Annotated in this window: 9 protein-coding genes and 4 pseudogenes; 9 read left to right on the top strand and 4 right to left on the bottom strand. The window is 65.4% G+C overall.

Features of this window, described 5'->3' with window-relative positions; translation table 11 throughout:
- Positions 1-127 precede the first annotated feature (127 nt).
- Positions 128-472, top strand: a pseudogene (locus V2S85_RS26190) (dihydroxy-acid dehydratase); the annotation flags it as partial.
- 80 nt (positions 473-552) lie between these two features.
- On the opposite strand, the gene V2S85_RS26185 reads toward V2S85_RS26190, so the two are convergent.
- Genes V2S85_RS26185 through V2S85_RS26175 form a run of 3 tightly spaced genes read right to left on the bottom strand, consistent with a single transcriptional unit; the run spans position 553 to position 2539 of the window.
- Positions 553-1188, bottom strand: a complete 636-nt coding sequence (locus V2S85_RS26185; RefSeq protein ID WP_330705721.1) for a 2-dehydro-3-deoxy-6-phosphogalactonate aldolase — start codon at positions 1186-1188, stop codon at positions 553-555.
- On the bottom strand, positions 1185-2051 hold the full coding sequence (locus V2S85_RS26180) for a 2-dehydro-3-deoxygalactonokinase (protein WP_330705720.1): 867 nt from the start codon (positions 2049-2051) through the stop codon (positions 1185-1187). The genes V2S85_RS26185 and V2S85_RS26180 overlap by 4 nt, the downstream gene beginning before the upstream one ends.
- Complete coding sequence (locus V2S85_RS26175; protein ID WP_419198240.1) at positions 2048-2539, bottom strand: sodium:solute symporter family transporter; 492 nt, start codon at positions 2537-2539, stop codon at positions 2048-2050. Before V2S85_RS26175 ends, V2S85_RS26180 begins: the two co-directional genes overlap by 4 nt.
- Before the next feature lie 197 nt (positions 2540-2736).
- On the opposite strand from V2S85_RS26175, the gene V2S85_RS26170 reads away from it, so the two are divergent.
- On the top strand, positions 2737-3480 hold the full coding sequence (locus V2S85_RS26170; protein ID WP_330705719.1) for a FadR/GntR family transcriptional regulator: 744 nt from the start codon (positions 2737-2739) through the stop codon (positions 3478-3480).
- Between the two features lie 53 nt (positions 3481-3533).
- Positions 3534-4387, top strand: a pseudogene (locus V2S85_RS26165) (Gfo/Idh/MocA family protein).
- Positions 4388-4471: 84 nt separating this feature from the next.
- Here V2S85_RS26165 and V2S85_RS26160 read toward each other — a convergent pair.
- Positions 4472-5875: a glycoside hydrolase family 28 protein gene (locus V2S85_RS26160; RefSeq protein ID WP_330705718.1), complete on the bottom strand. Its 1404-nt coding sequence runs from the start codon at positions 5873-5875 to the stop codon at positions 4472-4474.
- A gap of 284 nt (positions 5876-6159) precedes the next feature.
- On the opposite strand from V2S85_RS26160, the gene V2S85_RS26155 reads away from it, so the two are divergent.
- The 6 genes and pseudogenes from V2S85_RS26155 to V2S85_RS26115 form a co-directional block, all read left to right on the top strand.
- Entirely contained in the window at positions 6160-6957 is a 798-nt protein-coding gene (locus tag V2S85_RS26155; protein ID WP_330705717.1) for a TonB-dependent receptor plug domain-containing protein, read from the top strand.
- A 38-nt stretch (positions 6958-6995) separates the two neighbouring features.
- Positions 6996-7889, top strand: a complete 894-nt coding sequence (locus V2S85_RS26150; RefSeq protein WP_330705722.1) for a beta-galactosidase trimerization domain-containing protein — start codon at positions 6996-6998, stop codon at positions 7887-7889.
- A 1-nt stretch (position 7890) separates the two neighbouring features.
- Positions 7891-9114: a rhamnogalacturonan acetylesterase gene (locus V2S85_RS26145; protein ID WP_330705716.1), complete on the top strand. Its 1224-nt coding sequence runs from the start codon at positions 7891-7893 to the stop codon at positions 9112-9114.
- Positions 9114-10121, top strand: coding sequence for an alpha/beta hydrolase (locus V2S85_RS26140; RefSeq protein WP_330705715.1), 1008 nt, complete (start codon positions 9114-9116; stop codon positions 10119-10121). Before V2S85_RS26145 ends, V2S85_RS26140 begins: the two co-directional genes overlap by 1 nt.
- 39 nt (positions 10122-10160) lie before the next feature.
- Positions 10161-11232: pseudogene (locus V2S85_RS27345) on the top strand (MFS transporter).
- A 120-nt stretch (positions 11233-11352) separates the two neighbouring features.
- A pseudogene (locus V2S85_RS26115) lies at positions 11353-11614 on the top strand (5-dehydro-4-deoxy-D-glucuronate isomerase); the annotation flags it as partial.

Below are 11614 nucleotides of genomic sequence, written 5' to 3'. Positions count from 1 at the left end.
TGCCCGCCATCCGACAGGCCATCATTGACCGAATATCAAGACCTCCGCCAGACCAATGCCCTCATTGCGGTGGGAGCCTATCAGTCACGCATTTCAAACTTCTGCCAAAGTAGTGCTAGGCGGCGTGCTGGACCGCAACCTGGCCTACTATCAGCCTTGTCGAACTGCGTTACGGCTACCCGCTCGACGGCGTGGTGCTGACGATTGGCTGCGACAAGACGACACCCTCCGCGCGGATGGCCGCCGCGACGGTGAACATCCCGGCGATCGCGCTGTCGGTCGGGCCGATGCTCAACGGCTGGCACAAAGGCAAGCGCACGGTGCGGGCACGATCGTGTGGAAGGCGCGCGAGATGCTGGCCAAGGGCGAGCTTGACCATCAGGGCTTCCTGAAGCTGGTCGCCTCGGGCTCGCCCTCGACCGGCTATTGCAACACCATGGGCACGGCGACGACGATGAATTCGCTGTTCGAGCTTGATCCGGGTTGCCGGGGCCTCCCGCCGTTCCTCTATCGTCCCGCCGCCCGGTAACCCGCGCCCCTCCGGCGCGGGCGTCATTGCGGCGTCGCGTCCCTGTGCCATGCCCGGGCGAAGGCACGGGCATTGGCGGCGATTTCTTGAGTGCTCATGCCCACCTTGTAGAGCGCCGAGCCGAGCCCGAAGCCATCCGCGCCCGCCTCGCGCCAGGGCTCCATGTTGGTCGACGAAATGCCGCCGACCGCCAGCAGCGGCACGTCCCTGGGCAGCACCGCGCGCTGGGCCTTGACCACCGCCGGGCTTGCCGCCTCGGCCGGGAACAGCTTGAGCCCGCTCGCACCCGCCGCCAGCGCGGCGAAAGCCTCGCTCGGCGTGAAGTACCCCGGCAACGAGACGAGGCCCCGCCGAGCGCTTTCGGCGATGACGGCAAGGTCGGTGTTGGGCGAGACGATCATCGCCCCGCCTGCATCCTGCACCTCGGCGACCTGCCCGACCGTCAGCACCGTACCCGCGCCGACGATGGCGTGGTCTCCCGCGCGCCGCGCCAGCTTCTCGATGGTGACGAGCGGGTCGGGCGAGTTGAGCGGCACTTCGATCAGGCGAAAGCCCGCCTCGACCAGCACGTCGGCGGCCGCCTCGATCTCGTCGGAGCGGATGCCGCGCAGGATCGCGACGAGGGGAAGCTGGGCAAGCGCGGTGGCAAGGTCGATCATGATTTCCTATCCCAGATACGGGTGATACCGGCGACGAAGGAGGCGTGGCTGTCGACGACGACGGCCTCTCCCCCGGCGATGGAGATGGCGGCGGAATAGAGCCGCGCGAGCAGCCCGTCGGCGAGCAGGTGGACGGTCTGGCCCGGCTCGATGCGGGCGCGGCAGTCGGTGCCGAGCAGCAGGCCGCTCACATAGGCGGCCGCCGCTCCGGGAGCGCGCGCGCCGAGCACCGAAGCCGCACGCACGCCAAACAGCGCGGCGAGCAGGTCGCCGTCGGCGCTGGCCTCGACGCCCTTGCGGAATTCCTCGTCGGCATCGACCTCGCCCGCCATTTCGGCGCCGATCAGCGAGTGGGCCTTGAGCATGGCGAACATCTCGCCGGTCATGGCGGTGGTGAAGTCGGCCAGCGCGCCGCCGCGCATGACCGCCCACTTGGCATGGGTGCCCGGCTGGCAGAGCAGCGCATCGGCAGGCGCCAGCCCCGCCGCCACGGCGCCGAGAAGCTGCACTTCCTCGCCGCGCATCACGTCCTGGCGGCCACCCCTGTCGCGGCAGACACCCGGAACGATGGCGACGCCCTCGACGGGCGAGACCAGCTTGTCGGCAAGCTCCCCGATACCGGCGGGCGCGGCGACGTAGCCCGCGTCATGCCAGCCCCGGTTGGAGCCCACCATCCCCGCCAGCAGCATCGGCAAGCCGCCGTGCCGCTCGCGCAAGTCCGCGACGGCGGCGGGAAAGCCGCTCGCCGGAACCGAGAGGATGCCCTGCTCGTCGCGCTCGGTGACGACGACCTCGCATCCCTCGATGACGTAGGCGCGGCGGTTGGTCGTGCCCCAGTCTACGGCGATGAAAGGCCCGCTCACCAGAACACCGCGTAAAGCACGCAAAGCACCAGAACCACTGCAATCGCTCCTGTATTGAACCCGGTGGACGTCGCATAGCGCACGTCTCCCGTCGAGATCGTATCCTTGTCGGGCCGCGCCGGGGTTGCCAGCGAGACGACCACCGCCAGCGGCCGGGCGGTCAGGATGGCGATGACGATGGCCCCCGCCGCCGCCATCCACTCGTAGGTGGCGATGGCAAGGCCGATCGCGCAGCCCGACCCTGACATGCCGACGATCCGCTCGGCCGAGATGTTCGCGGCGATCAGCGAGGCGCCGATGGCCCACCACGGCAGGTTCTTCGAGGCGAGGAAGTAGTCGGTCGAGTTCTTCGGCCCGGCCCCCGCCTTGTCGCGGCTGACCCATTGCGCAAGGCCGAATATGCCGATCGCGTAGATCATGACCACGGTGATGCGATCATCGCCAGCACCATCTCGTCTCCCCGCATCACAACCCGAATTGCTGGGCATGAAATTATCATATAGATATGTTTTGTCTAGGACGTTCCGATTGATCTCTGCGGACTCGATCCGCAGTGCATTTTTGATAACGTCCGGGTCTGAATGCGTATTGACATCCAACTTGACGTATAAATCATACTCTAATAGGTGTTATCATTAACCCTGATGAACAGGCGCACAGCGAAGGCTCAGGGCCTCTTTGGGAAATGGCTTTGGCGAATCCGCCCTATCTGACTTCGGAGGAACGCCCTCCACAACTCGGCCGAAATCTTACGTATGGGTTGCTGGACAGTATCGGCCGCGCAATCGTAAAGGGGCAGTTCGAGCATTCAGGTTTTCCGACCGAAGCGGAACTCGCCAAACAGCATGGTGTAAGCCGCTCGGTCACACGTGAAGCGGTCAAGATGCTGACGGCCAAGGGACTGCTGAGCGCACGCCCCCGCCAAGGCACGACAGTCCAGCCGACTTCGTCCTGGAACCTGTTCGACCCCGATGTCCTGAGCTGGATCCTGGAACGTCAATTGTCGGTGGACCTGCTGCGACAGTTCAACGAACTGCGCGTCGCGGTCGAGCCGGAAGCCGCAGCCCTCGCAGCGAGGGTGGCCGAACCTGACGATCTTCAGCGCATCGATGCCGGATTGCTGCGAATGCAGGAGGCCGAGCACGGCCTGGACGATCCTCTCGATGCCGACATTGCCTTTCACGTCTCGATTCTGCGCGCCACGAAGAACCCGTTCTACATCCAATTGCGCGACGTGGTCAGCACGGCGCTGCGGACGTCGATCCGGTTCACGAACCGCATCAAAGGCCGCACTGCCGACGTTACCGAGCATGCCAAAGTGCGCGATGCGATTGCTTCGGGAGATGCCGACGCGGCACGCCTGGCGATGCGGACGATCATCGGCGACGTTCTCGTCCTTATTCAACACGACAACGCACCCATCGCTTGAAACCAGGTAGGCGGGCGCGCCGATACCTCTCTCAACAAACTGAAGGAGCCGACGTGGGCCCTGTGAAATTGGGCCTGGTGGGAATTGGGAAGATTGCTCGAGAGCAGCACCTCCCCGCGCTCGCATCTGACGATCGATTTAATATGACGGCTACAGCCAGTCGCAATGGCAGTATCGAGGGCATTACAGCATTTACCAGCATGCAGGAGATGGTGGCGGACTGGGCCTGGACGCAGTCTCCTTGTGCACGCCGCCCGCCGTCACGTTTTCGCATATTCCCGCCCTAAAGGTTGCCGCCGAAAAGGCCGGCATCACCCTGTTCATCACGTGGCACTCGCGGGAAGTGGCCGGAGTCTCACTCCGCCCGTACCTGGCTCAGGGACAAGGAAATCAAGGCCGTCCGCATTGCCTGGCGTGAAGATATCCGCCGCTGGCCTCCGGTCGAGAATGGATTCTCGCTGCTGGTGGATTTGGCGTTTTCGACCCCGGCATCAACGCCCTGTCGATTGCGACGAAGATACTTCCGCACAAAATCCTGCTTGAGCGCGCCACGATCGACATACCCGAGGGCCGCTTCTCTCCGCTGGCCGCCAGCCTCGAAATGCGCTGCGGAGACGCTCCAATGCAGGCTGAGTTCGACTTTCTGCAGACCGGGCCACAGACCTGGTCCATCGAGGTCGATACCGACGCCGGGACGTTGAAACTCGAAATGGGCGGCAACATTGTGCAACTGCCGGGAGAGCCCGCCCGCACTGAACCGAATCCGCGAGTATGCCCGGCTCTATGCGCGTTTCGCGAGCCTCATCGAGCAGCGGCGCAGCGATGTCGATGTGAGAGACCGCTGCGCCTCGTATCCGACGCATTCTTGATCGGCGAGCGGAGAACGACCGAAGCGTTCACGTTCTAGCGGCTCCGCACCGGCCGCACCGGCTTAGACGGTCGATCACGGGTTGCAGCGAAGCGTTCACTCAACGCCGTGATCGATCGTGGATCAAGTCCTGTTCTCGAAGTCCTGCACGTTTTTCAACACCACGGGCTCTTCGTCGTACTTGCCGACCTTGACGTCCGCGATACGCACTTTCCTGACCGGCAGTTGTTCTTCTGCCGTTATCTTGCACAAGAACGCGGCTTCACGCACCTCGATGTTCTTGACGAACAGCCCCTCGATGGGCGTGAGGCGACGCTCATATGTCGGGACTAGGTCTCGCCATTGATACAACACGTCAGTATCGACGCACAGGACGCCGCCCGCGATCGCGGTCGCGGAAACGCCGTCCATATGAATGTTCCGGACATAGCCGCCGCGCCGCTCGTTGGTCGTCACGAAGAGCAGATTGTTGATGGCACTGCGCGCGTTCGATCCGGCATGGTCGAAATGGCAGTTCTGCACGAACACGTTCTCGATCCCGGCCGACAACTCGCTGCCGATCGCCATCAACTGGTGGCCATTCTTGATCCGGCAGTTGCGCATCACGATGTTCTTCGCGGGAACGTTCAGCCGCCACGCATCCTGGTCGCGCCCGGACTTGACCGATACCGCATCGTCGCCCTGGTCGAAAACGCAGTCCTCGATGAGCACGTTCTGACTCATCTCGGGATCTATGCCATCGTTATTGTGGCCCAGCGCCTGAATCTTCACGCGCCGGATAACGACATCCGAACACAGAAGCGGATGTAGCACCCAGAACGGACTATCCTGGATCGTGATGTCCTCGACGAGTACATTGCGGCAACGGTTGAACTGGATGAAGTGCGGCCGAAGGTTCGCATCGCCGGCGGTCATCTGCCGCTTCTTCACCGGGACATTGCGCAGCGCCATGTGATAAAGATCGACAAGTCCATCCATGTGAGCCTTGGGGCGTGCGTACCAGATCTTCCACACGTCAAGTTTTGCCTGGACCGTACCCTCGCCCGTAATCGCTACGTTCTGGCAATCAAAGGCATAGATCAGCGGCGAGTAGTTGAAGCATTCGATGCCCTCCCAGCTGGTCTGGACAGGCGGCAGATAATCCTGCGGCTTCTCCGAGAACAGCAGCACGCTCCCGCGCGCAAGGTGGAGATTGACGTTGCTCATGAGGTGGACGGCGCCGGTCTCCCAAACGCCAGAAGGAATCACCACGACCCCCGAGCCCGATCGATTTGCAGCTGCGATGGCTCGCCGGATCGCCTGCGTGGTCGCCGCGACATCGCCCTTTACGGCACCGTAGTCCGTGATCGGGAAAGTCCGGCTAGCCGAGAATTTTGGTATCGTTATGCTTGGCATGGCAAACGGCGCGGCCGCCGCAACTTGCTCTTGCGCAAGCGCCGGGCGGGCGACCGCAAAGCTCCCGGCGAAGGGAGCAGCAACCGTCGCCCCCAGCACATGACGCCGCGACAAGCTGAATTGTGATTGCATGCTGCTTCTCCCAATAACCTGCCGAGGGCGTATTCGGCCGCAAGGCACTCTCGCCCCTTGCTGCCGTCCAGCAGCCCGCGCGCCCCTCGTCCGGACCGGGTGCCAACCGCGACTTTCATCAAAGTCGAGGTCGGACATCACCATTTAATATGATTTGTATGATATTTCTTGCCGACGCTAGTACAAATTCGTATCGGGAGCCATTGCGTGAATGCATTCGCGGTTTCTGGGATCGAATCGTGGCTGGGCGGAGAAAGCACCGCAGCCAACAGGGGAGGGTGAACGTGAGCGTTCACAAGCTATTTATTTCCACGAGTGTCGCAGCGCTGATCGGCTATGCCGCTCCTGTGTCTGCTCAGGATGCGCCGGGTGATCAGTCGGCAGAAGCAAGCGTCACGGCCGACGCTGCGAGCAACACCGCGCCTGCCCCGGAGATCGTGGTTACCGGCTCGCGCATCGCACGCAGCGGGTTCGACGCCTCCACCCCGGTCGCGGTGACCAGCTCCGAGGAGATCAAGCTTTCCGGCCAGCCCAGCGTCGAACGCGCGCTGCAGGACATGCCGCAGGTCGCCACCAGCAGCCAGGGCCCGTTCTCCAACGGCCTGACCGGCGCGGGCGGCGGCTATTCCGACCTCAACCTGCGCGGCTTCGGCGCCAACCGCAACCTGGTGCTGGTCTACGGCCGCCGCTACGCAATCATCAACGCGGCCAGCATCACCGACACCATCCCCGCCAGCCTGGTGGAGCGCACCGAGATCGTCACCGGCGGCTCCTCGGCGGCCTATGGTTCGGATGCGATCACCGGCGTCACCAACTTCATCCTCAAGCAGGATTTCGACGGCATCACCGGCAATGCGCAGGTGAACCTGATCCCGCACACCTCGACGCCGACCTACAAGTTCGACCTGACGCTGGGCAAGAACTGCGCAAACGGGTGCGGCAACATCATCATCGCCCTCAACTACATGGACCGCAAGACCAACTACCGCGCGACTACGACTGGTCGGAATACAGCTACATCCTGGGCGAGAGCTGCATCGTCCCCGGCTCAGGCACCGCGACGCGCCCCGGCACGCGCCTGACCGTGCCCAGCGGCCAGACCTGCGACCAGGCCGGCGGCATGTTCGGCGGCATGGTCGGCTACGTCGCCAACGGCAGCGGCGACATTCCCAACGGCCGCATCTACGGCCTGCGCGCCTACGGCGGCAGCAACGCCGCGCTCAACTCCGCCTATGCGGCGGCGGGGCTCACCGGACTGACGCTCAACGACGACGGCACCGCCGCACGCCTCTACGACAACGCGACCGACGACGGCTTCGACACGACGCCGTACAACAACCTGCAGTCCGGCCTCGAGCGGTACATGGCCAACTCTTTCGCCCACTTCGAGTTTTCCGATGCGGCGACGCTCTACGGTGAGTTCCACTACAGCCACAACAAGATGGCGATGCAGATCGCGCCCGCGAACTACAACGCGCCGTTACTGGTGGATGTGAACAACCCCTACCTGTCGCCGGAAATGCAGAAGGTGCTGGGGCTGCTCGATGCGGCCGAGACGAACACCACCACCGTCACCCATGGCGTCACCCAGTTCACTAACACCCCGAATGACGGGCTCGCGCTGATCAACTTCCAGAGCGTGTGGACGACGAGCATCCAGCCCGACGTCGCCGGCCAGAGCCACCTTGACCACTGCATCCGCTGGTACGCCGCGCTGCGCCGCCTCGGCCTCGACGTCGATATCGTCAGGCCCGGCGCCCCGCTCGCCGGCTACAAGCTGGCGGTGGTGCCCACGCTGGCGATCGTCGGCCCGGCCGCGCTTGCCGCGCTGGCGGGCGTGGACGGCCTGCTGGTGATCGGCCCGCGTTCCGGCAGCAAGACCGGGGACTTCGCCATTCCCGCCCAGTTCGCGCCCGGCACCTTCCTGCTCGGCGGCAAGGCCGTGCCGGCACACGGCGTCTCCGCATGGCGCACCCCGTCCCGACCCCGGCAAGGCAACGAAAGAGGATTGTGAGATGGCGATTTTTGCAAGCATGGCGGCGGTCCTGCTGATGTCCTCCACCGCAGGCGCCGACACGATCGCCGAAAAGGGCCCGCAGGCGCTCGACTTCGACCTATCCTCCGCGCAAGTGCGGACAGGGACGCAGGCCGGCTTCGAGCCGGGCAGCACCCCGGACGACCAGCAGTTCTCGGTCGTCGTTCCCGAAGGCACCTACCGCGTCACCCTGCGCATCGGCAGCAAGTCGGCGGCGGCGAACACCACCGTGAAGGCCGAGGCGCGGCGGCTCATGCTGAGCAGCGTCGCCACCCGCAAGGGCCAGATGGTCGAGCGCAGCTTCCTCGTCGATGTGCGGCGCCCGGCGCTGGCGCCGCCGCCCCCCACCGCGCCCGGCAGCACCGCCGTGCGCATCGACGCGCGCGACCGCACCGAGAACACCTGGGACGACAAGCTGACGCTCGAATTCCTCGGCAAGCCGGCGGTGAGCCACGTCCGCATCGAGCCGGCGAAGGCGCCCACCGTCTACGTCGTGGGCGATTCCACCGTGGCGGACCAGTATGCCGAGCCTTACGCCAGTTGGGGCCAGATGCTGCCGGCCATGTTCGACGATACGCTCGTCGTCGCCAACCACGCGAAATCGGGCGCCTCGCTCAAGTCGTTCCTCACCGACCTGCGTTTTGACAAGGTGCTGGCCAACATGGGCAAGGGCGACTGGCTGCTGATCCAGTTCGGTCACAACGACCAGAAACAGGAATGGCCGCAGACTTACGTGGATCCGCAATGGACCTACCCCGCCTACCTCAAGACCTACATCGCCGAAGCGCGCCGCCGCGGCGCCCGCCCGATCCTGGTGACCTCGCCCGAACGCCGCAACTTCGACGAGAGCGGTCATATCAAGGATACCCTCGGCGCCTACGCGCAGGCCGTCCGCAAGGTAGCGCAGGAGGAGCAGGTGCCGCTGGTCGATCTCAACCGTGCCAGCATCAGGCTCTACGAGGCGCTCGGCCCCGAGGTCGCGCCCAGCGCCTTCGCAATGAACGGCCAAGACCACACCCACCACGACAACTATGGCGCCTGGCTGATGGCCCGCGCCGTCGCCCAGGGCTTGCGCAGCGCCGCACCCGAACTCGCCGCTCACCTGACCACCGCGCCCTTCGACCCGGCGCATCCGCCTGCCGCCGCCGAGGTCGACATCGTCGCCAGCCGGGTCGCACCGGTCGCCAAGCCCGCCGGTAATTGATGCCGCCGCTGCACTTCGGCCGCCGCGCCGCGATGCTGGGCGCGGTGGGCACCGCGCTGGCGCCGGTCGCTGCCGCATGGCCGCGCACGCTCGTCGGTCCGGGCGCTGGTTTGGACGCCGGCCCGCTCGCCACGCCGGCGGACTTCGAGCGCATCGACTTGTGGGACGGCGGCCTGCCCGGAACCGACCGGCGCGATCCCGCCAACAGCGCAAAGCCGCGCGACCCGGGCGCCGATGGCGAGGACGTCGTCTATACCGAGGTCGGCACGCCGATGCTCTTCGTGCTGCGCCCCCGCGTCTCCAACGGCGCGGCGCTGCTGATGATCCCGGGCGGGGCCTACCACATCGTCGCCGCCGGCCTCGAAGGCTTCGCCGTGTCGCGGCGCATGGTGGAGGCCGGCTATACCTGCTTCACCCTCGTCTACCGCTTGCCCGGCCACCGCCAGGGCGACGACTTCACCGTGCCGCTGCAGGATGCCCAGCGCGCGATGCGGCTCGTCCGTTCGCTCGGTGCCAGTCACGGGTTCGCGCCCAAGCGGGTCGGCGTCGTCGGCTTCTCCGCCGGCGGGCATCTCGCCGGCTGGCTCTCCACGCGGCAGGAACCCGCCTATGCGCCGCGCGACGCGGTCGATCGGCAGGCGGCGAGGCCCGCGTTCACCGCGCTGATCTATCCCGTGATCACCATGACCGGCGCGGCCGCCCATGCTGGCTCGCGCGAGCAACTGCTCGGCCCCTCCCCGGCCGAAGACCGCGCGGCGCGGCTGTCGCTCCAGAACGCCGTCAGCGCACGCACGCCGCCGACGTTCCTGGTCCATGCGCTCGACGATCCGGCGGTTCCTGCCGACAACAGCCTGGCGATGCTCGCCGCCCTGCGCCGTCAGGGCATCGCCTGCGAATGTCACCTCTTCGAGACCGGCGGGCACGGCTTCGGCCTCGCCCCGCGCGGTGCCCCTGCCGCGCGCTGGCCGGAGCTTCTTACCGCATTCGCCCGTCGCCATGGGGGCTGAACCCAAGCCCGGCACGCGGGCGGCCGCTACCGGTGGAACATCGTCGGCCTGCTCTTCGCCGCCACGGTGATCGACTACGTAGACCGGCAAATGATCGGCGTGCTCAAGCTGACGTTGTCGCGCGAGCTGGGCTGGTCCGAAGGCGATTTCGCCAACGTCATCTTCTATTTCACCATGGCCTACGCGGTGGGGGCAACGCTCGGATACGCCTGCGCCTTCGTCATCTGGCAGGTCGCCCACATCGCGCATGGCCTGGCCGCGAACGTCACCCAGTCTCGATGGCGCGCTTCGCGCTCGGCATCGGCGAGGCCGGCTCGAACGTGGGCACCATCGTCACCCCGCTGATCGTCCCGCTGATCACGGTGCATTACGGCTGGCACGCGGCCTTCCTGGTCACCGGCGTCTTCAGCTTCGTGTGGTTGGCGGCCTGGCTCGCGATCTATCGCCCGCCCGCCGCCCATCCCCGGCTCGGCGAGAACGAGCGCGACTGGATCCAGCAGGACGGCGACACCGCGGTGCGCACCATGCCATGATTGCGGGTGCTGCGCATGCGCGAGACCTGGGCCTTCGCGCTGGCGAATTTCTTCATCGACCCGATCTGGTGGTTTTTCCTGTTCTGGCCGCCCGGCTATCTGGGCGAGCGCTACGGCCTCGACTTGCGCAGCTTCGCCCCCAATCTACCTGCTGTCGGACCTCGGCAGCGTGGCGGGTGGCGGGCGGCTGGCTCTCCTCCCGCCTGATCGCGCGCGGGGTCAGCACCAACCTTGCACGCAAGGTGACGATGCTGCTGTGCGCGGCTGCGGTGCTGCCGATCTTCTGGGTGCAGGGGATCGACAACCTGTGGCTGGCGGTACTCATCATCGGCATCGCCACGGCCGCCCATCAAGCGTTCTCGGCCAATCTCTATGCCATCGTGCCTGACGTCTTCCCGCGCGCGGCGGTGGGGTCGGTGACGGGCATCGGCGGCATGGTCATGGCGAAATGCGCAGGCTTTGTCCTCGACACGCCGGGCACCTACGCCCCGCTCTTCGCGGCGGCCGGGCTGACCTATTTCCTGGCGCTTGGCTGCATGCATCTGCTGAGCCCGCGACTGCAACGCGCGGCGATATGAACAGGCACCCTAGAAATTTCATATTGTGCAACTCAATCCCGATATAAGGGCATTTTAGCCTTGCCTCGAAGCATCCCCCGCCGATAAGCTGCAGCATTCCGAGCAAACGAGACTTCCGAAATGAAATTCTGCAAGACGTACCACGCCACCCATCCTGACATGATGGAGTGTGTCTCCAACGAGGAACTGCGCGACCGTTATCTGGTCACCGGCATGTTCAAGGCGGGAGAGGTCAACCTCAACTACTCGCACAACGAGCGCTTCATCATCGGCGGCGCGGTTCCGGGCGCTGAGCCGCTTGCCCTGCCGCTGCAGACCGTCCCCAAGAGCGCGGAGGGCAAGTCCTTCTTCGAGCGCCGCGAGGCCGGCATCACCAACATCG

The organism is Novosphingobium resinovorum, assembly GCF_036352595.1.
Lineage (GTDB): Bacteria > Pseudomonadota > Alphaproteobacteria > Sphingomonadales > Sphingomonadaceae > Novosphingobium > Novosphingobium resinovorum_B.
Note: the sequence above shows the minus strand (reverse complement) of the source record. Positions and strands in the feature narration are given on the sequence as shown.

What these genes read in the sequence shown, in the direction of transcription:
- V2S85_RS26145 (WP_330705716.1), top strand. Translation starts at nt 7,891, where the DNA reads ATGGCGATTTTTGCAAGCATGGCGGCGGTCCTGCTGATGTCCTCCACC.
- V2S85_RS26170 (WP_330705719.1), top strand. Translation starts at nt 2,737, where the DNA reads ATGGCTTTGGCGAATCCGCCCTATCTGACTTCGGAGGAACGCCCTCCA.
- V2S85_RS26150 (WP_330705722.1), top strand. Translation starts at nt 6,996, where the DNA reads ATGTTCGGCGGCATGGTCGGCTACGTCGCCAACGGCAGCGGCGACATT.
- V2S85_RS26185 (WP_330705721.1), bottom strand. Translation starts at nt 1,188, where the DNA reads ATGATCGACCTTGCCACCGCGCTTGCCCAGCTTCCCCTCGTCGCGATC.
- V2S85_RS26140 (WP_330705715.1), top strand. Translation starts at nt 9,114, where the DNA reads ATGCCGCCGCTGCACTTCGGCCGCCGCGCCGCGATGCTGGGCGCGGTG.
- V2S85_RS26160 (WP_330705718.1), bottom strand. Translation starts at nt 5,875, where the DNA reads ATGCAATCACAATTCAGCTTGTCGCGGCGTCATGTGCTGGGGGCGACG.
- V2S85_RS26175 (WP_419198240.1), bottom strand. Translation starts at nt 2,539, where the DNA reads ATGCCCAGCAATTCGGGTTGTGATGCGGGGAGACGAGATGGTGCTGGC.